The organism is Avibacterium endocarditidis (assembly GCF_002921145.1).
GTDB lineage: Bacteria > Pseudomonadota > Gammaproteobacteria > Enterobacterales > Pasteurellaceae > Avibacterium > Avibacterium endocarditidis.
On the sequence record NZ_PQVI01000095.1, the window covers coordinates 1 to 23,673 of the forward strand.

At 40.2% G+C, this 23,673-nt stretch carries 18 protein-coding genes and 4 pseudogenes; 4 read left to right on the forward strand and 18 right to left on the reverse strand.

The window, feature by feature from the left end:
- Positions 1-318, reverse strand: a 318-nt coding sequence (locus C3Z13_RS07680; RefSeq protein WP_181022032.1) for a type VI secretion system contractile sheath domain-containing protein, incomplete at its 3' end; no start/stop codon positions are given.
- 25 nt (positions 319-343) lie between these two features.
- The gene (gene tssB / locus C3Z13_RS12355; RefSeq protein ID WP_245872592.1) at positions 344-766 is read right to left on the reverse strand and encodes a type VI secretion system contractile sheath small subunit; all 423 of its coding nucleotides are present in this window, start codon (positions 764-766) and stop codon (positions 344-346) included.
- A gap of 25 nt (positions 767-791) precedes the next feature.
- Here tssB and C3Z13_RS07690 point away from each other — a divergent pair, with 25 nt between their 5' ends.
- From C3Z13_RS07690 to C3Z13_RS07705, 4 genes and pseudogenes are all read left to right on the forward strand, one after another.
- A complete protein-coding gene (locus C3Z13_RS07690; RefSeq protein WP_425427464.1) occupies positions 792-1,232 on the forward strand; it encodes an Hcp family type VI secretion system effector in 441 nt (146 codons plus the stop codon).
- A 644-nt stretch (positions 1,233-1,876) separates the two neighbouring features.
- Positions 1,877-2,188: a helix-turn-helix domain-containing protein gene (locus C3Z13_RS07695; protein WP_103855533.1), complete on the forward strand. Its 312-nt coding sequence runs from the start codon at positions 1,877-1,879 to the stop codon at positions 2,186-2,188.
- A 65-nt stretch (positions 2,189-2,253) separates the two neighbouring features.
- Positions 2,254-3,153: a tyrosine-type recombinase/integrase gene (locus C3Z13_RS07700; RefSeq protein ID WP_103855534.1), complete on the forward strand. Its 900-nt coding sequence runs from the start codon at positions 2,254-2,256 to the stop codon at positions 3,151-3,153.
- A 270-nt stretch (positions 3,154-3,423) separates the two neighbouring features.
- Positions 3,424-4,586, forward strand: a pseudogene (locus tag C3Z13_RS07705) (3-phenylpropionate MFS transporter).
- A gap of 53 nt (positions 4,587-4,639) precedes the next feature.
- Here C3Z13_RS07705 and C3Z13_RS07710 read toward each other — a convergent pair.
- From C3Z13_RS07710 to C3Z13_RS07795, 16 genes and pseudogenes are all read right to left on the reverse strand, one after another.
- A complete protein-coding gene (locus tag C3Z13_RS07710) occupies positions 4,640-5,392 on the reverse strand; it encodes an SDR family oxidoreductase (RefSeq protein WP_103855535.1) in 753 nt (250 codons plus the stop codon).
- 17 nt (positions 5,393-5,409) lie between these two features.
- Positions 5,410-6,129 (reverse strand): monofunctional biosynthetic peptidoglycan transglycosylase, encoded by a 720-nt coding sequence (gene mtgA, locus C3Z13_RS07715; RefSeq protein ID WP_103855536.1) that lies wholly within the window; start codon positions 6,127-6,129, stop codon positions 5,410-5,412.
- A complete protein-coding gene (trpR, locus tag C3Z13_RS07720) occupies positions 6,113-6,415 on the reverse strand; it encodes a trp operon repressor (protein WP_103852641.1) in 303 nt (100 codons plus the stop codon). The genes mtgA and trpR overlap by 17 nt, the downstream gene beginning before the upstream one ends.
- 49 nt (positions 6,416-6,464) lie before the next feature.
- Positions 6,465-8,492: pseudogene (locus C3Z13_RS13030) on the reverse strand (transglycosylase SLT domain-containing protein).
- Positions 8,493-8,855: 363 nt separating this feature from the next.
- Positions 8,856-9,824, reverse strand: a complete 969-nt coding sequence (secF, locus tag C3Z13_RS07740; protein ID WP_103852639.1) for a protein translocase subunit SecF — start codon at positions 9,822-9,824, stop codon at positions 8,856-8,858.
- A gap of 10 nt (positions 9,825-9,834) precedes the next feature.
- On the reverse strand, positions 9,835-11,685 hold the full coding sequence (secD, locus tag C3Z13_RS07745) for a protein translocase subunit SecD (protein ID WP_103855539.1): 1,851 nt from the start codon (positions 11,683-11,685) through the stop codon (positions 9,835-9,837).
- Positions 11,686-11,719: 34 nt separating this feature from the next.
- A complete protein-coding gene (gene yajC / locus C3Z13_RS07750) occupies positions 11,720-12,019 on the reverse strand; it encodes a preprotein translocase subunit YajC (RefSeq protein WP_103852637.1) in 300 nt (99 codons plus the stop codon).
- 201 nt (positions 12,020-12,220) lie between these two features.
- Positions 12,221-12,732 (reverse strand): annotated as a pseudogene (locus C3Z13_RS07755) (hemerythrin domain-containing protein).
- Positions 12,725-13,927, reverse strand: a complete 1,203-nt coding sequence (gene tgt / locus C3Z13_RS07760) for a tRNA guanosine(34) transglycosylase Tgt (RefSeq protein WP_103855553.1) — start codon at positions 13,925-13,927, stop codon at positions 12,725-12,727. Before tgt ends, C3Z13_RS07755 begins: the two are co-directional and overlap by 8 nt.
- 59 nt (positions 13,928-13,986) lie before the next feature.
- The gene (queA, locus tag C3Z13_RS07765) at positions 13,987-15,078 is read right to left on the reverse strand and encodes a tRNA preQ1(34) S-adenosylmethionine ribosyltransferase-isomerase QueA (protein ID WP_103855540.1); all 1,092 of its coding nucleotides are present in this window, start codon (positions 15,076-15,078) and stop codon (positions 13,987-13,989) included.
- A gap of 143 nt (positions 15,079-15,221) precedes the next feature.
- Complete coding sequence (gene putP, locus C3Z13_RS07770) at positions 15,222-16,721, reverse strand: sodium/proline symporter PutP (protein ID WP_103855541.1); 1,500 nt, start codon at positions 16,719-16,721, stop codon at positions 15,222-15,224.
- 17 nt (positions 16,722-16,738) lie between these two features.
- Positions 16,739-20,180: pseudogene (putA, locus tag C3Z13_RS07775) on the reverse strand (bifunctional proline dehydrogenase/L-glutamate gamma-semialdehyde dehydrogenase PutA).
- A 384-nt stretch (positions 20,181-20,564) separates the two neighbouring features.
- Complete coding sequence (trhP, locus tag C3Z13_RS07780; protein WP_103855542.1) at positions 20,565-21,887, reverse strand: prephenate-dependent tRNA uridine(34) hydroxylase TrhP; 1,323 nt, start codon at positions 21,885-21,887, stop codon at positions 20,565-20,567.
- 203 nt (positions 21,888-22,090) lie between these two features.
- On the reverse strand, positions 22,091-22,285 hold the full coding sequence (locus C3Z13_RS07785) for a hypothetical protein (protein ID WP_103855543.1): 195 nt from the start codon (positions 22,283-22,285) through the stop codon (positions 22,091-22,093).
- Positions 22,286-22,613: 328 nt separating this feature from the next.
- Positions 22,614-23,222, reverse strand: a complete 609-nt coding sequence (locus C3Z13_RS07790; protein WP_103855544.1) for a hypothetical protein — start codon at positions 23,220-23,222, stop codon at positions 22,614-22,616.
- Positions 23,223-23,398: 176 nt separating this feature from the next.
- Positions 23,399-23,647 carry a hypothetical protein gene (locus tag C3Z13_RS07795; protein ID WP_103855545.1) on the reverse strand — a complete coding sequence of 83 codons (249 nt, stop codon included), beginning with the start codon at positions 23,645-23,647 and terminating at the stop codon, positions 23,399-23,401.
- Between the last annotated feature and the right edge of the window lie 26 nt (positions 23,648-23,673).

Sequence of the window (23,673 nt, forward strand, 5' to 3'; positions counted from 1 at the left end):
TTTATCAACTAATAATTTTAATGAGCGCCAAGATGATTCTAAATTACGAAATTCATTGTGATGTAGAATCTCATCTACTTGGGCGCTTAATTTCCGATCAATCTCATTGATCATTTTATCTATTAATAACTTGTTTACTGGCTCTTCTTTAGAGCCTGTTTCTAAAATGTTACTAATAAAAGCAGCGACACCTTGTTTAGCAATATCATAGCCTTCACTATCTTCAGAAAGCCTTGTTTGAGCCATGATTTCATCAAGTAATGAGCCCGAGGTAGTGGTATTTTGTTCGATTTGTTCTGTTTGGATTTTATCAGCCATATCTAAAGTCCTCTGGTATGATCAACTATTTTTTATCCACTAAATTTAATTCTGCAAGTAATTGAGCTCGGGATTGCTCATCTTCGAGTAGTTCTGCGATTCTAGCTCGAAAAGCCGGAACATTCCCAAGTGGTCCTTTGACGGCAGTTAATGCTTCTCTTAATTCAAGCAATTTACGTAATTCTGGAACGGATTTAACAATGTTATCTGGAGAGAAGTCATTAAGAGATTTGATGTCTAATTGCACATTAATTTCATCATCTGGTGATGCGTTATCGGATAATTTGTTTGCAACATTAATATTCAAACCAATTTCCATTTCTTCCATAACTGAAGAAAAATTGTTTTTATCAATAGAAATCATTGATCGCTCTTCTATAGATGAGTCTTCTGCTTTTCCCTTCATATCACCAACAACTAAGAGATTTAATGGTAATTCAACTATCACAGCTGGTGCGTTTACGGCTGATTCTGTGGGAAATATTTTTGTTGAAGGTCATGAAGATCAAATGTTGGTTCAGCAGGTTAAACACCAAGTGACCGTACCAACGGATCCACAATCAGGTCAACCATCAGGTCAACGTGCACATAAACCATTAATTTTAACGGTAGCCCTAAATAAAGCAGTTCCATTACTTTATAATGCGTTAGCTTCAGGAGAAATGCTACCGAAAGTAGAATTAAAATGGTATCGCACATCAGTTGAAGGCAAACAAGAGCATTACTTCACAACTACATTAGAAGATGCAACTATTGTTAATATGGATCTTTTAATGCCACATGCACAGGATCCTTCTCAAAAAGAGTTTACTCAATTACTTGATGTCTTTTTAGCTTACCGAAAAATCACTTGGGAGCATACTGTAGCAGGTACATCAGGTTCAGATGACTGGCGTACACCAATTGAAGCTTAATTAACTAGATTAGCTACGAGTATGGTGTGTCAAGCACACCATACTTTATTATAGCTACTATATTAAAGGTCCATCACCTAACTTAATTTAAATACTCAATGTTTGGGATTGAGTATAAGGATGGCTTTTATCGACCTTTGCATGATTTTATGCCACACGATAATCTAAAGTTTTCTGTTCAGCTTCTTTTATTAAGGCCTCATTCAATTATTTAATTCGAGTGGGAAGTCTCTTTCTTTTATAATTCTATTTGATCTTAAAGTTCCTGCGTCAATATTGATTTTTTCTTTGTCATTGATTATTCTTACTTTTAAGCTGTAAAAGATAAGAAAATGTAGCAGAGATGAATAGATTAAATCTTTTTCAAATGCTATATAATATTACGAATATCTATTTACTATTTTTTTTCTTGTTTGCTTTGTCTTTTATAATACATGGTTCCTGAAATATCAAATAATGTATATAGGTGTTATTTATAACTAATTGGAATCCTACCTATAGCCATGTAATGAGTTACTCCCTTAAAGATCGAGTATGCTCTCGCATTTATTATCTGAAAAAATGAAATAAAAATTGATTGCTTAGTATATTTTGGATAGATATATTACGAGCTAGTCAACGTTTTATCTAGAATAGGGATGTATATGTATATTGGTCATCGTTTAAAAGAAGAAAGACAGAGAATGGGGTTAACTCAAAGAGCATTTGCAAAATTAGGAGGTGTTAGATCACAAGCTCAGTTCAAATATGAGCATAATCGAATTATGCCTAGAGCCGACTATTTAATGAAGCTAGGATTAGAGGGTGTTGATATTAATTATATACTTTTTGGTGAGAGGGGGGTTATAGCAATAAATAAAGAAGAGAAGTGTTTGCTGGATTTATTACGAAACTCAAAGGATATAAGAGATTTTATCCTGCATGGAGTAAATTATTTTAAATCGATAGAAATTTAGTATATTAGAAATTTTTAATTAGAATATTAAAGGAACCTTAATTATGGCGGTAGGTAATATTACATTTGAAGAGTTATTACAAAATTTTTTTATATAAGTATCTCCGAGGAGATACAATTAAGAGTTATCAGAAAGCTATTAGACTCTTACAGAGAAATTGCAATGTTATGTATCCAAATGAAATCTCTAGTTTATTGCTTTTAGATTGGAGAAGAACCGCGGTTGGGAGTAATATTAAACCAATCACATGGAATAGCTATTTGCGCCACATCAAAGCAATCTATAAATTTGGAATTGAACAAAATTTATTAGATTATCAAGATAATCCTTGTAATAAATTATTTTTAAGAGAGGGAAAAGCTAAGCGGAAAATTTTGTCTAGTACAGAACTAGCAAAGTTAGATTTTTTTCTGCAAGGTGCACATAATTTGCCAGGTATCTTGAATCCTGTATGGTTTGTTGAAACGTTAATAAAGACATTCAGATATACAGCAATTCGCCGAGCTCAATTAATAAAATTAAAGGTTGGTGATATAGATTTAGTGAGTAGAATTATTCATATATCTCCCGAAATAAATAAAAATCATCATTCACACACAATTCCTATTTCAGATAAGTTGTTTCCTTATCTTCAGAACCTTATCCTTGAATTAAAGCGAGCAAATCAAACTAATGATTGTCAGTTATTTAACTTTAATCTCTTTTGCCCTTTGTCCAGGAATAGAGCTAAAAATACCAGTGAACATCAAATAAGCCATATATTTAAAGTTATATCTCGTTCTGTTGGGTTCAATGTATCTCCACATAGATTTAGGCACACAGTTGCAACAAATTTAATGAAGAATCCTAATAATCTTTACGTAGCCAAGCAGTTATTGGGGCACAGGGATATTAAGGTAACACTAACTTACATAGAAGACGATGTGGAAATGATTAGAGACACTGTAAATTCAGCATTATTATAAAAAGTTAATGTCCAGCCTTTACAAGCCTTGGAATTTGTGTAAGATCAAGTTATCTATTTAGCAATAGATCTTGTGGTAGTATTGGCTGGATCTTCCACTTGAAGAGCTATTAGAGTTAATGGGCTATACAAGGGATTTTACATCTCTTGACTTTCGAGTCATGGCGGCTCAAGTCTGTTCTCGGCACCATCTAAAAATAGAAATAAATCAATAAGATAGTCGCTAAGAGCGGCTTTTTTATATCTGAAAATCAAAGTTGGGACTTTCCCTATGTTGAAACTCACCCCTTTTCAATGGTCATCATTTAATTTTTCGGTTTTTACTGTGCTTATGGTGTCATTGTGCCGTTTTTACCGATTTGGTTAGCACAGTATGGCTATGATGTGGAATTAATTGGCACATTGATTTCCCTTAGTTATTTATGTCGTTTTGCCGGTGCTATTTTTTTCACTAAAAATATTAGGCATCTTAATCAGTTGATTCCATTAAGTCGCATTCTAACTTGGTTAAGTGTGTTGGTGCTGATAGCGGTGAATTGGGCAGTGCAATCATTGTGGTGGCTTATTCCTATTTTAGTGCTGTTTCATATGTTGAATGGCGGAATTATGCCTGTTTGCGATACCATTGCTACGAGTTGGCATCAGCAGTTAGGAATGGATTATGGCAAAAGCCGTTTATTTGGTTCATTAGCTTTTATTGTTGGCTCAATTACTGCAGGCTATTTGCTTGGTTGGTTAGGAAAAAGTGCAATTATCGGCATTATTATTGGTTATTTAGTTTTTTGGGGGCTGGGGATTAGTTTAAATCCTACACAAAGATTTAATCAGCAGGAAAAACAAGAGGCTGCGGTAACAGCAAGTTATCGTGAATTATTGCGAAATCCAACGACAATCAGAATGATTATTGCCACCGCCCTTATTCAGGGTTCACACGCGGCTTGTTATGCGTATGGCACGATTTATTGGTCTGCAAACGGTCTTAGCACTTCACAAATTAGTTGGCTGTGGAGTTTGGGTGTGGTTGCTGAAGTGGTATTTTTCTTCTTTTCTAAACATTTCTTTAGAACTTGGCAAATACATTATTTGACCTTGTTTTCAGCATTAGCTGCGATCATTCGCTGGACAACTATTGCTTACACAACAGATTTTACGCTGCTAATCTTCGTCCAAATGTTACACGCATTCACTTATGCAATGGGGCATTTTGCGATGATTCGTTATATCACTTCTCAGCCAAGCGAAACGATTCCAAAATTACAAGGGCTATATTTTGCAAGCTCTAGCTGTATTATGATGGCGCTTTTCACCTTTATTTCGGGATTGGTTTACCCAACTTCCGCACAAATGAGTTTTGTGCTGATGGCGATTTTTGTTCTACCTGCAATCTTCCTTGTACCGAAGAAATTTTCAAACCACCTAGAGGTGATTGAATAAAAATAAGGCGATTTTCCATCGCCTTTAAAAATTCCTAAAATTTTCACCGCACTTTAGTTTTTATCTCTCACCACATTCAACGCCGAGAAACTTTGTGCTACGGGCATTATTTCAATGCTGTTGATATTAACGTGGGCGGGTTGTTGGTAGATCCATAGCACGGTGTTGGCGATGTCTATTGGCTCAATAGGGTGTACGTTGGCATAGACGCTGGCCGCTTTTCTGTCATCGCCTTTAAAACGTACATTAGAAAATTCAGTGCCGCCGCATAACCCTGGTTCTACATTGGTTACACGCACCTTAGTCCCAGCTAGATCAGCGCGTAAATTCAAGCTAAATTGTTCCACAAACGCCTTGGTTGCGCCGTAAACGTTGCCACCTGGGTAAGGATATGTGCCTGCGATTGAGCCTAAATTGATAATATGCCCTTGTTGGCGTTCCACCATTTGCGGTAGCACTTTGCGGGTGATATAGGTTAAGCCCACAATGTTGGTGTTGATCATTGTTAGCCAATCGTCAAAATTGGCTTGATGTGCAGGCTCTAAACCTAGCGCTAAACCTGCGTTATTCACGAGCAAATCAATTTGTTGGAATGCTTCAGGAAGTTTGGAAAGTGCGCGATCAATTTCGCTTAAATTATTCATATCCATTTGTAATGGAAAGAAATTTTCGCCTAACTCTGCTTGCAACTTTTCCAGTTTTTCTAAACGGCGAGCCGCGCCAATCACTTTGTATCCTGCTTTAATAAACACTTCGCACATTGCTTTACCAAAGCCTGCCGATGCGCCTGTAATTAAAATCGCCATAATTCCCCCTATCTAGTTTAGTTTAGTTGAGTTAAATATCCCTTACCTAAGGCATTCATTTGTCGCATAATCCAACGTTGTTTTTTCTGCACAAACGCGCTGGGTTTATTTGCTTTAAATATGATTGGATTAGGCAGCACCGCAGCTAATAACGCCGCTTCTTGCTGATTAAGCTGTTTCGCCGATTTTTTAAAATAGGCTTGGCTAGCGGCTTCAACGCCAAAAATGCCATTACCAAATTCAGCAATGTTTAAATAGACTTCTAAAATCCGTTTTTTTGACCAAAGCAGTTCTACCATTAAGGTGGTCGGTAATTCAATGCCCTTGCGTAGCCAGCTTTGTCCGTGCCATAGGTATAAATTTTTTATGGTTTGCTGTGAGATAGTCGAGCCGCCCCGCACTTTTGTCGATTTTTTATTGTATTTCAATGCCTTATCGATAGCGTCCCAATCAATCCCGTGATGCTGAGCAAATTTTTGATCTTCGGCGGCGATAACGGCTAATTGCATTTGCCACGAAATTTTATCCAAGCTCACCCATTGATATTTAATGGGGTAACTTTCACCGTTTAAAAGATGACTCACTTTCTGCTGTGCCATATAGGAAGAAAATGGCACAGGCACAACACGAAATAGCAAAGTTATGCCTAAAAAAGCCGCGAACGCATAGAAAGAATAACGCAAGATTCTTTGTTTAATGCGCTGCAACCATTTTGGCTTTTTATTCTTTCTGCCCATCAAGCTGTTCTTTTACCCATTGCATAAACTCAGGTGGCATTGTTTTGATCATATTTGATCCCCTTGTAATGGTTGCCGCGCTGGTGTTCAGATTTTGTTGAATTTCGCGTTGTGAGCAACGCTTATCTAATAACTGTGCTACAATTTGTAAACGCAAGCCCACCGCATCTCGTTCATCTGCGGTGAGTAGCAGCGTGAGTAATTCTTGTTCTTTATTTTGTGCAAACGCAGTGCGTAAAATCTCGATAAATGCCTGCCATTGATCCATATTTTTGCTCACATACATAGCTTTCTCCTAGGATTAAAACGTTTCACTGTGCTATTAAACTACTTCACTAGTATAATCTATTCTGTTCGGCTTGGGTAAATTTTTCTGCCTTTTCTCCTTGCAACAGTTGGTAATAATAATCGTACGCTAGCACATTTTGCACATATCCACGGGTTTCATAAAAGGGAATGGTGGCGATAAATTCTGCCATTGTGAGCTTGCCATTGGATTTTGCCAGCCAGCTATCAACACGCCGTGCGCCTGCGTTGTAAGCCGCAGCAATTAAAATGCGATTATTGCCATATTTTTCTGCAAGCTGATTAAGATGGGTTGTGCCAAGCATAATATTATCAATAGGATCAAACAGTTGGCTCTCTTTTTTATAAGGGAGTTGATCTTGCTCTGCGGTGAGTTTCGCCGTGCTTGGCAACAGTTGCATCAATCCACGTGCATTAGCAGAAGAAGTTACATTTGCGCGCCACGCACTTTCTTGTCGAGCGATTGCCATAGCAAAAGTGCGGTGAATTTTTGCGTTTTTTGTTATTGATGAACAAATCAAACCACGTTTGGTAAGCGTTAGGTAAACGTAAGGCGATATAATCCCACGCTTTCGCCTGAATCGTGGCTTCCACTTGTAAATCAGCCCACTGATTTTGCTCGGCATATTGGGCTAAGGCAAGTTTGCCCGCAAAATCCGAGCTATCTAACAATGCTCGCCATTCACGCTGAATATTGGCACGATCATTGAGCGTCTGTAACTCATTAATGCGTGCAAATTGCTGAGCATAGCGCTGTAAAGGTTGTTCATTTGACGAGAAAGTTTTCATCGTTGGCTGATAATCCCCCCCCCAAACGCTGTGCTGCAAGCATAGGGTAAAATCCCCGTGCATTTTGCTGCATTTGCTGCCAAATCTGTGTGGCTTGCGCAGTTTTGCCTTGCTGAAATAACACTTCACCTTGCCAATATCGCCATTCATCTTTCTGTTTACCTTGTTCCGAAAGCAAATTTAACCAAGGTTGAATATCCGCTTTTTCACGCAATGCCACACGAATGCGGCGTTCAGTTTGTTTATCTTCTTTTAAGGTTTTCAGGGTTACATCACGCCATTGCTGAATAGACGGATTTTCGCTATCAAAAAGCTGGCTCAGCAAGGCAGATTGCCAGCCTTGGGTTTGCGCGGGCGATAAGTTAAAGCGAGCCGCCCATTGTTGTAATTGGGAAAAAGGCACACTGACATTGAGTTGATTTTCCGTAATGGTTTTAATAAAGCGAGGCATTACGGCAAGCAAAATCTGTTTATTTTCATCATTGGCAGGCAAATTTTCTATATAAAAAGTGTTGCTTGGAGAAAGCAATAAACGTGGTGATTTCAATAAGTTAGCCAGATTGGTAAGCCAAGTTTTTAATTCGGCATCTCGCGTAAGCGCTGCCAATTCGCTAATTAAGGCACGATTATTTTTTCTACGGCAAGCAAGGCACGCTGTTTAATTAAATCTTCCGTAATCACGCTGTGATCGTAGGCTTGCTGGAAAATAGCTTGGCATTGCGTGGGTGAGCTGTTTCCTGTGAGCCATAACTCTTTGGTTTTTATAGTGCGGTGTTTTTTTCTATAATTTTGTCCGCTGTCGCTTCAGGTTCTGTTTGCGATGAAGGTTGTTTTTCTTGCTGTTGTGCTGTCATCACAATGCAAGAGGCGGTGTTATCTTTGGGTAAATCGTTCACATTGGCTAAAATCCCCTGCCAATTTTGTGTATCGTATTGTTGTTGCAACCAATAATTAGGCAAATTCTTGAGCGGAAAATCAGGATATTTCTTTACAAAATCAATAACTTCATCAAAAGATAAGGCGGCTTTTTTCGCGGTTAGAAATTGATGTTCCGCATAAGGTAAGAGCGGATAATCTTGCAGCTGAACCAATAATGCTTTGGCGATACCTAATGTGGTTTCACTTTGGGAAAGAGCTAAATATTGTTGCAGCTTGCGATAAATTTCGCGTTCGCGCGCCAGTTTTTGTTGGCTTACTAACAATGCTTTTGCAGCATCATTATTTTCAGGGCTAGCATTAGCTTTATTTACATTTTGCCCCTCTGTGATATTTTGCTTTTCCGTTACATTTTGCGCTTGCTTTACATTTTCTGCCGCTTTTATTTCTGTATTTTGTGCGGTTGAATTCACTGCACGAGCTGGCGGCGCCGAATTTCCCCATACGAAAAGGGAAAGCGAAGATAAACTTAAGGCAAGCAAGGTTTGGGTAAATTTCATAATATTCCTTTTTACGGCACTTTTTAGATAGGATAAAAATTGGGTAAAAACCACCGCACTTTTGTGCTGTTGTAATGGATATTTCATAACTACATTTATAAACAAAAGCCCGAATAAATCGGGCTTAAAATCTAACTGGTTATTAGACCGCGACCGCACTTGGTTAAAAAAGTGCGGTGAAATTTTTCAACCTTTTTATGGCAGTTCGTCAATATCGTCTTTATTCACTTTTTGAATCACCATATGTTCACGTCTTAAGCCGAGATCATAGGCGATACTAATAGCAATATAAATGGTTGAGTAAGTACCAAAGCCGATACCGATTAAAAGCGCCAATGAGAAACTATGGATCGTAGGCCCACCAAACACAAACAGCGCGATCACCACAAAAAGCGTTGTGATCGATGTCATCAAGGTTCTTGATAGGGTTTGGGTGAGAGAAATATCAATAATATCCACAGTGTCAATACGGCGAATTTTGCGGAAGTTTTCACGCACACGGTCAAATACCACGATACTATCGTTCAGTGAGTATCCCACCACCGATAAAATGGCTGCCACAAAGGTGAGATCCATTTCGATTTGGAAATAAGAAAAGATCCCAAGAGTTACAATCACATCGTGCGCAAGGGCAACGATCCCCCCTGCCGCCAAACGCCATTCAAAGCGGAATGCAATGTAGGCAAGCAACATTAATAAGGTGATTAATGTCGCATAAATCGCGCCTTGGGTAAGTTCTTCACCCACATTTGGGCCAACAAATTCTACGCTGCGAATTTGGATATCATTATCCAATTTACTTAGCATTCCTTTGATTTGCGTGCCAATATCCGCGCCTCCTGCCGAAGCTGAAAGACGGATCATTACATCACGCACGCCACCTGTGGTTTGCACTAATGGGCTTTCGATACCATTTTCTTTTAAGGTGGCACGGATTTTTTCTAAATCAGCGGGTTGGGAAAAATGCGTATCCACCACTGTACCGCCAGTGAAATCCAAGCCCCAGTTAAAGCCTTTGGTTACAATGCTTGTAATACAAAGTGCGGTAACAATTAATGAGAAAATATAACCCACAAGGCGGTAGCGCATAAATGGGATAAGCTTGAATGGCAAGATTACCCCTTTATATTCATTCACTTTTTTATCTTTTGTAAATAAGCTCATCGTAACCACCTTAAATAGATAATTTCTCAACGCGTTTGCCGCCGTAAAGTAAATTTACCAGCATTCGAGTTCCTGTAATCGCAGTAAACATTGAGATCGCAACCCCTAATGAAAGGGTGATCGCAAAGCCTTTAATTGGCCCTGTTCCCACCGCATAAAGCACGATAGAAGTTAAAATTGTGGTTAAGTTAGCATCAAAAATACTGCTAAATGCCCCGCTATAGCCTTCGTTAATGGCTTGTTGAATGCTTCGTCCGTTACGAATTTCTTCTTTAATCCGCTCAAAAATCAACACGTTCGCGTCCACAGACATTCCCACCGAAAGAATAATCCCTGCAATCCCCGGCATTGTGAGCGTTGCTCCCGGAATTAACGACATCAAACCAACAAGTAAAACCATATTGGCAAGCAGTGCCATACTTGCAAATAAGCCGAACACTTTATAATAAATCAGCATAAAGACCACAGTAATGGCTAAGCCCCAAAGCCCTGCTTGCAAGCCTTGTTCCACATTTTGCGCACCGAGTGATGGCCCGACTGTACGTTCTTCCACAATTTGGATTGGTGCTGTTAATGCGCCAGAACGTAATAACACAGAAAGATTAAGCGCTTCATTTGGGCTATCAATCCCAGTAATTTGGAATTGGCTACCAAAACGTCCTTGAATGGTTGCAATATTGATCACTTCTTCGTGTTTAGCGAGAACTGTTTTGCCATTTTCATCTTTTTTGCCGCTGTCTTTATATTCAACATATAAAGTTGCCATCGGCTTTTTCAGATTCATTTTGGTGGTTTGCGACATCATATCGCCACCTTCGCTATCCAAGGTTACACTTACTTGTGGCGTACCTGAATTTTGATCAACCCCTGATGACGCATTGACAATATGTTCCCCCCCTAATACCGCACGTTTGTACAACACCACAGGGCGACCATTACGATCAAATTTCACTTCAGAATCTGAAGGCACCATTCCACGCATTGCCGCATCAACATTGGCGTTTTGATTCACTAAACGAAACTCAAGAGTGGCTGTTGCACCTAAAATTTCTTTTGCACGCGCAGTATCTTGAACGCCCGGCAATTCCACCACAATACGCTCTGCGCCTTGGCGTTGAATCACTGGTTCAGAAACACCTAATTCTTCCACACGGCGGCGTAAAATACTCAAGTTTTGCTCAATGGCGTGATCGCGCGCTTCATTTAACGCAGCATCAGATAAGGTTAAAGAAAGCGTGTTATTAGAAATTTCACGAATATCTAAATTGGGGTGCGCTTGACGCAATAAGCGCTGAACAGCTGAAAGCTGATCTGGATTTTTTAGGGTAACCACAGTGCTATGATTTTCCCCTGCGCGAATATTGGTATATTGATATTTCGCTTTACGCAATTCGCCTAATAAACTGTCTTGCAACTGCTCTTGACGTTTCGCCAGCGCAGTATTCATATCCACTTCCATTAAAAAGCGTACACCACCACGCAAGTCCAAGCCCCATTTCATTGGCGAACCACCAATATCAGAAAGCCATTTTGGCGTAGCAGGCGCAAGGTTAAGCGCGACCGAATAGCCATTGCCTAATTTTTCGCTGATTTTATCTTTGGCAAGCAGCTGATCATCAGTGTTATTAAAACGAGCAAGAATTGAACCGTTTTCTAATTTAATGGATTTTGTAGTGAGATGATTTTCGTTAAGAAGCGTTTGCACATTGCTAAGAGTCGTTGTGTTGGCTTCTTGTCCACGAGTTCCTGAAATTTGAACGGCAGGATCTTCACCGTAAAGATTTGGGAGAGAATATAAAACACCAATGGCGACCACAAGGGTCACCATTATATTCTTCCATAAAGGGTAACGATTTAACATAACTTTCCAGTTCCCTTGCGGAAATAGTTAATAATTAAAGGCTTTTTAATGAACCTTTTGGTAACACAGAAACAATGAAATCACGTTTAATGGTAATTTCTGTGCTGTCATTTAAGGCAAGAACAACGTAATCGCTTTCTGCCCCAATTTTGGTGATTTTACCGATAATACCACCTGAAGTAAGAACTTCCGTGCCTTTCGCTAACTCAGCCATTAATTGCTTATGCGCTTTATTGCGTTTTGCTTGTGGACGATAAATCATAAAATAGAAAATCAATCCGAACAGAACGAAAATAAATAACATTGACATTGGGCTACCTTGTTGAGCTTCCATCTTTAATCCTTTTTGTTAGTTAATGAAAATGTAGGACGTTAAAATAGCACAAAAACCCTTTATTGACAAAGCGCTTTTGCAAAAGTGCGGTGATTTATGTCAAGGTTTTCACAACAAAAATTTGAGCAAAAAGCACCTCACTTTCTCTTTCTTAGAAAAGATAAAACCTGCCAAAATGCAGGTTTTATTTTATGCGTTAATTTAGTTTTTTCGGCGCGCTGCCATCACTTTTCCCATCGCACTTAATTCTTCTTGTGGGATATGGATTTTGCCAAGTTCAAATAAAGGTTCTTCAATGGCAATATGGCTGTCGTAACCAGCAATAAATTGTGCAATAAGCGGTGTGGGAATTTGTGTAATTTCGCCTTTTAGCAAGGCTTCCAACTGCACAGACAAAGCTGCCCAATTTTGATGCAAAGTTTCGTGTTGGCTTTCTAAGCGTTCCACATCGGCTTTGGCTTGTGGGCAGTATTTTAGCAATGCTGGGAAAAAATCCTTTCTTCATCATCGTGGTGCAATGGCGCGGCAATATTGAAATAATTCAAAATTTGCTGCACATCTTTTTGCACCGCTTGAATGTTGCCATTTTTCTCCAAATAGCTAGGCAAAATATTCAGCTGACGGCAGAACATTTTCACTTTGCCGTGGCAGGCGTAAAGCATTTCAATCGGCTCATTCCAGCTGGCAAATTGTTGCGGTTGAAGATTAAGCATTTTGTTCACCTTGTGGATTAGAAGATTGTGCATTAGCAGCTTGTGCGTTTTGTTGCACTTCACTTTGCAATGGCGGAACAGGCTTGCCAATGCGTGCATAGAAATCTTGCACAAATTGTTCAAAGCTATCGTTCTCAATGGCTTCACGAATTTGAGCCATTAAGCGTTGATAATAACGTAAATTGTGAATGGTGTTTAACCTTGCGCCTAAAATTTCACCGCACTTATCTAAATGATAAAGGTAGGCTTTGGTGTAATTTTTACAGGTGTAACAATCACATTCTGGATCAAGCGGGCTGGTATCATCACGGTATTTCGCATTACGAATTTTCACAATGCCGTCTGTAACAAATAAATGCCCGTTGCGTGCGTTACGCGTTGGCATTACGCAATCGAACATATCAATTCCACGGCGCACGCCTTCCACCAAATCTTCAGGCTTGCCTACGCCCATTAAATAACGCGGTTTATCCGCTGGCAGTTGTGGGCAAACATATTCTAAAATACGGTGCATATCTTCTTTTGGCTCACCCACGGCTAGCCCTCCTACGGCATAGCCGTCAAAGCCGATATTCACCAAGCCCTCAAGGGAAACTTTACGCAACTCTTCATAAACGCCCCCTTGCACAATGCCAAACAAGGCATTTTTATTGCCCAGTTCATCAAAACGATCACGGCTGCGCTTGGCCCAACGGAGCGACATTTCCATTGATTTTTTCGCATAATCAAAGGTGGCTGGATAAGGCGTACATTCATCAAAGATCATCACGATGTCAGAACCCAGATCATATTGAATTTCCATTGATTTTTCAGGGGAAAGGAAAATACGTTCGCCATTAATAGGATTTTGGAATTTCACCCCTTCTTCAGTAATTTTGCGTAATTTACCTAGGCTGAACACTTGGAAGCCGCCACTATCCGTTAAAATTGGGCGATGCCAGTTCATAAAATCGTGTAAATCGCCGTGTTTACGCATAATTTCTTGCCCAGGGCGTAACCAAAGGTGAAAGGTGTTGCCAAGCAAAATTTCTGCCCCAGTGGCACGCACTTCTTCTGGTGTCATTCCTTTTACCGTGCCGTAAGTGCCGACAGGCATAAAGGCCGGGGTTTGCACTTCAAATTCCCCTTGTGGGCGTTGGAAAGTCATTGTGCCACGGCGTGCCGTGCCATCAGTTTTATGAAGTTTAAATTTCATTGTCATTATGTTTCCTTTTCGAATAAACAGTTCGAGGGTTAATTAATAGGCATTAGCGATTAATCTAAGCCCGTTACATTAGGATTTTTCGTAATAAACATCGCATCGCCATAACTGAAAAAACGGTAGCCATTTTGCACCGCACTTTCATAGGCTTGCATCGTGTGCTTGTATCCTGCAAAGGCAGAAACTAGCATAATCAGCGTACTTTCTGGTAAATGGAAATTGGTGATTAAGGCGTCCACCACAAGGAATTTTTTACCTGGGTAAAGAAAGATGGACGTATCAGAAAAATACGGCGCAAGTAGTTGCCCACTCTGGTTTTCTTGGCTAAATAACGCCGCACTTTCAATGGAGCGCACGGAGGTTGTTCCCACGGCAATCACACGCTTGCCGTTGGCTTTGGTGCGCAAAATGGCGTCCACCGTTTCCTGCGGCACTTCCACATATTCCGCGTGCATTTTGTGATCTTCAATATTTTCTACCCGCACAGGCTGGAATGTACCCGCGCCAACGTGCAAAGTAACAAAGGCAAAATTCACGCCTTTTGCTTTCAGCTTTTCCAATAATTCATTATCAAAATGCAAGCCCGCAGTGGGTGCCGCCACCGCGCCCGGTACTTTGTTATAGACCGTTTGATAGCGTTCTTTGTCAGCATCTTCATCGGGGCGATCAATATAAGGTGGCAGTGGCATATGGCCGATTTGTTGCAGCACGTCTAAAAGTGCAGTGCTTTTTTCTGCCATTTCTAGCTCAAATAAAGTATCGTGGCGAGCTTTCATAATCATTTTTATGCCCTTGCCTTCGCCTAATTTATCTTCGCCGAGAAACAGCTCCGCCCCTTCTTTCGGCGCTTTGGAAGAACGAATATGCGCAAGAAAACGATCTTCCGACAAAATTCGTTCCACCAACACCTCAACCTTACCGCCGCTAGCTTTGCGTCCGTACATTCTTGCTGGGATCACTCGGGTGTTATTAAAAATCAATAGATCCCCCTCGTTGATCAAATCCACCACATCGGCAAAAGTGCGGTGAAAAAGTTCACCATTTTCACCGTTAAGCTGTAATAAACGGCTGGCGCTGCGATCCGCTTTGGGATAGCGTGCGATCAACGCATCGGGTAAATCAAAATAAAAATCTGAAACACGCATAATTCTTTTTATTAAAATAAGGGTAAACTGGGATTAGTTGGCGTAGTCTATTGAGATTTTGTGGATTGTACAAGGAAAATGTGAGAGTAGGGCATTTTTAGAAAACCAAAGGGCTGATTATTCAGCCCTTGGATTTAAATTTATTATCGTTGTTGATTGTAGCTTTTCTCTGCCTCATCAAATTTTTCAGCTACATCTTTGGCAACTGGTGAGAAAATTGATGAGGTTAGGGTAACGAAAGAACAAGCTAAGAAGCCTGGGATAATTTCGTATAAGTTGGCGATGTCTTTCCAGTTTAGTGCGGTCATTAGCGGTTTCCACGCCACAACTGTTACGGCACCGGCTAACATTCCCCATAACGCGGCGTTGGAGGTGATGTTTCGGTTAAAATGGGAAAGGATCACCAATGGCCCAAATGATGCGCCAAAGCCAGCCCAAGCGTAGGATACCAAGCCCATTACTTTAGAATTCGGATCTTGTGCGATAGCAATGGCAACAATGGCGATAAGTAATACCATCACGCGGCCAACCCAAACTAATTCCGTGCTTGAGGCATTTTTGCGTAAGAAACCGTGGTAGAAATCTTCGGTAATGGCAGCAGAACACATTAAGAATTGTGCCGATAGGGTACTCATAATCGCCGCTAAAATGGCAGATAGCACAATACCCACGATCCAAGGATTAAAAATCGCTTTGGAAATTTCAATGAACACCGATTCGGCGGAATCCAAAGCAATGCCTTTTACTTCAAAATAAGCCAAACCGAAATAGCCCACGGCACAAGCACCGCCTAAGCAGAGGATCATCCAAGTGATCCCGATTGTGCGGGCTTTATCTAAGGCTTGTACTGAACTGGCTGCCATAAAACGGGCTAAAATATGCGGTTGTCCGAAGTAGCCTAATCCCCAAGAAAGGGCCGAAATCACGCCAATACCTGATACGTTGTAAAGCCAGTTAGAATAAGGAATTCCCGTTTGTTGTGATTTAGCTTCTAGGGCAAGGGTAATTTCTTCCCAGCTAATGTTAAGCAGCACAATAACAGGGGCGAGCAATAAAGCAAAAATCATCAATGAGGCTTGAATAGTATCGCTCCAAGAAATCGCTAAATAGCCACCAATAAAGGTGTAAGCAATGGTTGCCACCGCACCAAAAATCAAGGCGGTAGTGTAATCAATGCCTAATAAGCTTTGGAATAATTTTGCCCCAGCTACCACACCAGATGCACAATAAATAGTGAAGAAAAACAAGATCACTGAAGAAGAAAGAATTTTCAGCGATTTTGCTCGTTTTGGAAATCGCATAGCAAAATATTCAGGCAAGGTGAGTGCATTGCCATAATGTTCCGTGAAAACCCGTAAACGCCCTGCCACAATGCGGTAATTTAGATATGCCCCGACAGTTAAGCCCACGGCAATCCAGGCTTCTGACAAGCCGGTAAGGAAAATCGCACCGGGCAAGCCAAGTAGCAACCAACCAGACATATCTGATGCGCCCGCCGACATTGCGGTAACAAAGCTCCCCATTTTTCGGCCGCCTAAAATGTAATCGTTAAAATTTTTGGTGGAAATATAGGCGTAAATCCCAATCCCTAAAATGATAACAAGATACAGTCCAAAAGCTGTGTAGATTTGATAATTCTGCATACTTTCTCCCTATAAAATTATTGTTCTTCAATGGCCATTAGGGTGGCGTTGCCCCCTGCGGCAGAAATATTCTCACTGCGTGAAAATTCGTTATATAGCAAGGTCAAATCCTGATTGACTGTCCAATCGTATAAACAGAAAATCGCAGGATTATTCTGCGCAAAGCGCTGACGTGTTTGGGTATCGATCGGCGATACAAACACCGCTTTTTGCAAATGCTGTCCTTCTTTTAGGATTTGTAGATGTGGTAATTGATAGCTCAGCAGCGGATTATCTTTTTCTACAACAACATTAAATCCTGCTTGTTGTAACCGCTGATAAGCCGCAGTTAAACGAGCGTGATCTTGACCGAGTAATAAAACAGAAGTGGTTTTATAATCAATGCTATTTAATTCCCCTGTAATACTAGGCAATACTTTTGTTTTTTGCAAGTATAGATGAATAATATTGTGATGTTTTGGTTAAACGTTGAACATAAAGCTCGCCGCCTGCTTTCGGCCCTGTGCCAGATAAACCGTGTCCACCGAACGGTTGCACGCCAACTACCGCGCCCACAATATTACGGTTAATGTAGAAATTGCCACATTCTAAATGCTGTTGCACAAAGGCAACATTTTTGCTGATGCGGCTATGACAGCCCCCTGTTAAGGCATAGCCTTTGGCATTGATTTTTTGCAGATAATCCCCCAATTCCGCTTTTTTATAGCGAACAAAGTGCAGAATCGGCCCGAATACTTCACGATTAATTTGATCTAAAGAATCCACTTCATAAATGGCTGGCGCGACAAAATGCCCTGAAGTTGGCGAATCCAATTCAAAATATCGGCGAGAAAACGACCGCACTTGTGTTTGGTAATTGATTAAATTAGCTTTTGCTTCTTCATCGATCACGGGCCCAATATCCGTATTGAGCAGCTCTGGATTGCCAATCACTAATTCTTTCATTGCTTCGGTGATCATTTGGTATAAACGATCCGCAATGTCTTCTTGCACTAATAAAATACGCAAGGCAGAACAGCGTTGGCCTGCGGAATCAAAGGCGGAACTTAGTACATCGGTAATCACTTGTTCTAATAAAGCGGAAGAATCTACCACCATTGTGTTTAAACCGCCGGTTTCAGCAATCAGCACTGGCTGATCTTCTCGTTGTACAAGCTGTTTATTGATTAAATGTGCCACTTCCGTTGAGCCTGTGAACATTACTGCATTAAAGGGTTGAGCCACTAACGCTGCACCTAAATCCCCAGCCCCTAAGGTGAGTTGCAAGGCTTCTTGCGGCACGCCTGCTTGATGTAATAATTTCACCGCATAATAAGCAATGAGCGAGGTTTGCTCAGCAGGTTTTGCAATCACATTATTGCCCGCTGCCAAGGCTGCGGCAATTTGCCCAGTGAAAATTGCCAGTGGGAAATTCCAAGGAGAAATACACAGCACGTTGCCTAGTGGTGGTGCGAGGGCTTTTTTGCTGTCTAATAAGCGGATTTGTTCCGCGTAATAACGCAAGAAATCCACCGCTTCACGCAGTTCCCCAATGGCATTGGGTAAGGTTTTTCCTGCTTCTTCAATGGCAAGACGTAGCAACAAGCCAGTATTTTCTTGATAAAAATCTGCCGCTCTTTCTAAAATTGCTGCACGCTCTTCCACAGATTTTTCTTGCCAAGCACTTGATTGGGTTGCATTAAATACCACAGGCACATCATCTGGCGACATAAAAGTGGAAGTTGGCAGAGGTTGTGCCGTATCTGCTGGTTTGCGACCTTGATAACGTTGTGCTGCTTGCACAGGCACAGCACAAAGGGATTGCACGTCCGCATATTCTGCTTGATTTAATTGCTGTTGCAATTCCGCCAGTTGGATTTCATCACTTAAATTAAAGCCTTGGGAATTACGGCGATGGGGGAAAAGATCCGCCGGTAATTTAATGGCTTTATTTGGCGCACCGTTAAAACGAGCAAATTTTTTCCACGGTGCTTCAATCAGTTCATTAACAGAAATATTGTTATCCACTAATTGATGCACGAAAGAGGAGTTTGCGCCGTTTTCTAGCAATCGGCGTACAAGGTAGGCGAGTAGGGTTTCATAGGTTCCCACCGGCGCATATACCCGCACACGGCGATTAAATTGATGTTCACCAACCACGTTATCGTAAAGGGTTTCGCCCATTCCGTGCAGACATTGAAACTCAAATTCTTTGCCTTTACCCAGTTCCGCAATGGTGGCTAGGGTTTGCACATTATGCGTTGCAAATTGCGGATAAATGGCATCTTGCGCATCTAATAATTTTTTCGCACAGCTAATATAAGAAATATCCGTATGCACTTTGCGTGTATAAACAGGGAAGCCTTGCACGCCTTCGGTTTGCGCCCATTTAATTTCGCTATCCCAATACGCGCCTTTCACCAAACGTACCATCATTTTGCGCTGATAACGGCGATTTAACGCAATAATATAATCCAATACATAAGGACAGCGTTTTGAATAGGCCTGCACCACAAAGCCGATACCATTAAAGCCAGCAAGATCAGGATCTTGTAATAATTTTTCGAGCAGATCTAAAGAAATTTCAAGGCGTGCCATTTCTTCTGCATCAATGTTCAAACTAATGTTATATTGTTTTGCCAAAACAAAAAGCTGTTTTAAACGCGGATAGATTTCGCTCATTAAACGATCTTGTTGTGAACGAGAATAACGCGGGTGGATAGCCGATAATTTCACTGATACGCCATTTGCATCATATAAGGCTCGCCCTGCGGATTGTTTACCCACGGCGTGAATGGCGTCCACATAATCCTGTAAATATCTGTCGGCATCTTCCATTGTCATTGCGGCTTCGCCGAGCATATCAAAGGAAAAACAATAGCCCATTTTTTCTCTTGCCGTAATATTTTTTAGGGCTTTTTCCATTGTTTCGCCAGTAACAAATTGCTCGCCTAAAATCCCCATTGCTTTTTCAATGGCTTTTTTCATCACTGGTGCGGAAAGGCGAGAGAAACTTTTCATCAACGCAGAAGAAAGCGCTTCTTCATCTAAACTGGCGCTGATTTTATTGCCGAGCATTAAGCCTAGGCTTGCGGCGTTGGTAAATAGCGAGCCTGATTTTTTCAAATGGGATTGCCAGTTACCCTGTTGAAGCTTATCGTTGATTAAATCATAACGGGTTTGCGCATCGGGAATACGCAACAAGGCTTCCGCCAAGCACATCAAGGCAATGCCTTCATCACAGCCTAAAGAAAACTCGTGCATCAAGGCATCAACGCTATAATGTTTCTGTTTTTTACTACGGATTTTGCCGATTAATTCTCGGGCGACTTGTTCAATGGAAGATTCTTGCTGTGGTGTGAAATCTAAGGTTTGGACTAATTGACTTACTGCGGCTTGTTCAGGGCAATCATAATGCTCGCTGATAATTTTACGAAGTTCGGGTTCTACACTGGGGAGAGGAGAGTATTGATAGTTCATAAGATGCTCCATATAAAATTTTGCTTTATTTGTTAATGGAATGTTAAGGATTGTAATGAAATTTTGAAAAGAGAAAATATGAAATGTTGAGAAATGTGATGAAGTTCAAAAAATAGCCTTTAACATAGCAATATTATTTGCCCAGAAACACCATAAAACAAAAAGTGCGGTGCTTTTTTGGCGAGTTTTTATGGAAATTAGGTGAAAAAAAAAGCCCTTCAAGGAAGGGCTGAAAATATTTGGAGTCATACTTTTTAGGGTATGGCGGTATTATACAAGGAAAAATGTAATTTGCAACATTTTATTAACAAATATGTAATAATTCATTAAAGTTTAAATCAAGCCAAGAAAAAGGCGAGCTAACTCGCTCGCCAACTGAAGTGATTATTTGCTTTCTGCGTGCGGATTGCGCGTGTTGGCGTTCACCAAGTTTCGCATTAGCAAGGCATAATCTAAATCCAAATCTTCTGGTACATCTAAGAAAACAAAATGCCCGTCCCCTAGCGCCGCTTCTACTTCTTCCCCTTTGCGATTTAGCATACGCTCAATTTTGAACACGATATTGCCTTTTGGTGTCATTAATTCCACTTCGTCACCAAGTAAGAATTTATTTTTTACCGCCACTTCGGCCAAGCCATCTTTACGCACACCAGTAAATTCACCGACAAATTGCTGACGCTCAGAAATGCTATAACCATAGTCATAGTTTTGGTATTCATCGTGCGTATGGCGGCGTAAAAAGCCCTCGGTATAGCCACGGTGCGCAAGGCTTTCAAGGGTATCCATTAAGCTTTCATCAAATGGTTTACCTGCGGCGGCATCATCAATGGCCTTGCGGTAAACCTGTGCGGTTCTTGCACAATAGTAGAAAGATTTGGTGCGCCCTTCAATTTTTAGTGAATGAACCCCAATTTGTGTAAGTTTTTCAACGTGTTGCACGGCGCGTAGATCTTTTGAGTTCATAATATAAGTGCCGTGTTCGTCTTCAAAGGCAGACATTTTTTCTTCTGGACGCTGGCTTTCTGCAAGTAAGAAGACTTTGTCCGTAGTTTGCCCCTCGCCCAAGGTTGGCGCTGGCGCGACATTCTTCACAGGAATTTCATTGCCAACAATGTTGCCCACGTCGTCTTCCTTGCCTTCTTCCACTGAATATTCCCAACGGCACGCATTGGTGCAAGTGCCTTGGTTTGGATCGCGCTTGTTGATGTAACCTGAAAGCAAGCAACGCCCCGAATAGGCCATACATAATGCACCGTGGACGAAAATTTCAATTTCCATATCTGGCACTTGTTGGCGAATTTCAGCAATTTCATCAATAGAAAGTTCGCGGGATAAAATCACGCGGGTTAGCCCCATTTGTTTCCAAAACTTCACCGTTGCCCAGTTCACGGCATTGGCTTGCACAGAAAGGTGAATATCAATATCAGGGAAATGTTCACGCACAAGCATAATCAACCCTGGGTCAGACATAATTAAGGCATCGGGCTTCATTTCCACCACAGGCTGAAGATCTTTAATAAAGGTTTTTAATTTGGAATTGTGCGGTGCAATATTCACCACCACATAGAATTTTTTGCCTAGCGCGTGCGCTTCATCAATCCCAATTTTCAAATTAGCGTGGTTAAATTCATTGTTGCGCACACGCAAGCTATAACGTGGCTGCCCTGCATAAACAGCATCAGCGCCATAAGCAAAGGCATAGCGCATATTTTTTAACGAACCTGCGGGTGAAAGCAGTTCGGGGTTTGAATGTGGTTGTCATAAATTTCTCTTTGTGTCTGATTACAAGTCAGGCATTCACTCAAGGTAAATGCGTAAAGGCGGTTATTGTAGGGGGATTTTGCGATTTGTAAAGTAAAGAGAGTGCGGTGAAATTTTGTTAATTTTTTCACCGCACTTAATAAGAGCAATTATTGTTGTTCTGGGGCTAAATTTTCCCCATTGGTTGGAGGGAATATTTCGCCATTAATCCAAGTTTGCTCCCCTTCTTTTTTTATTTCAATGGTGTAATTATCGCCATTTTCTTTTAAATAAGGATTAAGTTGCCCTTCAGGATTGACCCAATCATTAATTAATAACCACGAAGTTGAGTTTTTACCTTTCAATAAATTCTCTTTAAATAATTTATTGGCAAAGGCGAAAGAAAGCTCAATGTTTGTATTTTTCCGTTTTTCTAATAATAAAGCGAAAGATCTTTTATCTTTTTGATCTTCTAATATCCCTGATTTTAAGCTGAGTTTTCCTTCAAATGGGGTTGGCGATGTAGAAGGGTAGGTATCTATTTCACCATTTATTGTTGCCTGTTCAATATTAATAGCGATATTTTAATCGGCTGATAAATGATTAAGTCAGTATAATCATTGACACTAAGATATTTAGTGCAAGCTGCTTGATAGATAAGGTTATTACAAATATTTAAAGGAATAATTGAACCTACATTTGTTGCTGTAAATGGAAGGCTGATTTTCCCATTTTTAATTGGAACTGATCTTTTTTATTCACATAGCTTGCTAGGGTAAGCTCAATGTTCTCATTATCTTGCTTATCTTCAGAAATAGCGCCACTTGCTCCAATTTCTATTCCTTTAAGTTCGGTATTATCACCTAAAGTCAATTCATCTATTTTAAATAGCATCTCTTGGGATTGATTATAATCCTGTGAAAGCGTTTTAAGTGGGTAATAAGGTATTTTTCTCTTTTCTAATGAGGCATTTTCTTGCTCTTTTTCTGATGGTTTGATTTTCGAAAAAATCTGAATATTTGATTTTAACAATTCAAGTTGCGTGGCAAGATTCACATTTTTATTATTACCTTCAAATTGTATCCCTTTGATTTGAAAAGGTGTGTCTTCTCCTTTGCTTTGACTAGATTTTAATGCGAAAGCATAGCTACTTTGTACTTGTGATAAGTCAGAAAAATTTCCTTTGAAGGAAGAAGAGAAGTTATCAAAAGAAACCTCTTTATCTCTTTCTTTATGTGCTAAGGTTAATTTTTCAAAATTAAAGCTAACTTCACTTTCTTTATTTTTAAATAGTAAGTCCAAAGACTGATTGATAATTTCCGCCGTGTTTAGCTCATTTTTATTGTTGAGCAGGTGAAATAATTTTGCATAGCTAAGTTGATTTGGAATGTCTTTTTGAGCAATTTGGAATGCTACATTTTTTAACTGAATTGCAGCGTGTTTAGGATTTTTATCTTTAATAGTTATCCCATCAGTGTTTATTTTGTGCTTAAGTTGTAATTGCTGCCAGATAAAGATTTATCTAAATTATAATCTAATTTTTGTAGTTTGATATTTGTATTATCCCCATTTAAGAAATAAATATCACCGTCTTTAAGTTGAACGGATACATTTTCAATATCATATTGATTATCATCAATAGGGATAAGTATGGCATTTGCCGTTAAATCGTTAATTTTTGAGTTTGCATCATAATTAAAGCCAGATAAATGGCTTTGAATTTCCATTAGATGACTTTTAGGTTCAAAATTTA

What these genes read in the sequence shown, in the direction of transcription:
- C3Z13_RS07695 (WP_103855533.1), top strand. Translation starts at nt 1,877, where the DNA reads ATGTATATTGGTCATCGTTTAAAAGAAGAAAGACAGAGAATGGGGTTA.
- C3Z13_RS07710 (WP_103855535.1), bottom strand. Translation starts at nt 5,392, where the DNA reads ATGGCGATTTTAATTACAGGCGCATCGGCAGGCTTTGGTAAAGCAATG.
- mtgA (WP_103855536.1), bottom strand. Translation starts at nt 6,129, where the DNA reads ATGGGCAGAAAGAATAAAAAGCCAAAATGGTTGCAGCGCATTAAACAA.
- trpR (WP_103852641.1), bottom strand. Translation starts at nt 6,415, where the DNA reads ATGTATGTGAGCAAAAATATGGATCAATGGCAGGCATTTATCGAGATT.
- secF (WP_103852639.1), bottom strand. Translation starts at nt 9,824, where the DNA reads ATGAGCTTATTTACAAAAGATAAAAAAGTGAATGAATATAAAGGGGTA.
- secD (WP_103855539.1), bottom strand. Translation starts at nt 11,685, where the DNA reads ATGTTAAATCGTTACCCTTTATGGAAGAATATAATGGTGACCCTTGTG.
- yajC (WP_103852637.1), bottom strand. Translation starts at nt 12,019, where the DNA reads ATGGAAGCTCAACAAGGTAGCCCAATGTCAATGTTATTTATTTTCGTT.
- tgt (WP_103855553.1), bottom strand. Translation starts at nt 13,927, where the DNA reads ATGAAATTTAAACTTCATAAAACTGATGGCACGGCACGCCGTGGCACA.
- queA (WP_103855540.1), bottom strand. Translation starts at nt 15,078, where the DNA reads ATGCGTGTTTCAGATTTTTATTTTGATTTACCCGATGCGTTGATCGCA.
- putP (WP_103855541.1), bottom strand. Translation starts at nt 16,721, where the DNA reads ATGCAGAATTATCAAATCTACACAGCTTTTGGACTGTATCTTGTTATC.
- trhP (WP_103855542.1), bottom strand. Translation starts at nt 21,887, where the DNA reads ATGCGCTATGCCTTTGCTTATGGCGCTGATGCTGTTTATGCAGGGCAG.
- C3Z13_RS07795 (WP_103855545.1), bottom strand. Translation starts at nt 23,647, where the DNA reads ATGGAAATTCAAAGCCATTTATCTGGCTTTAATTATGATGCAAACTCA.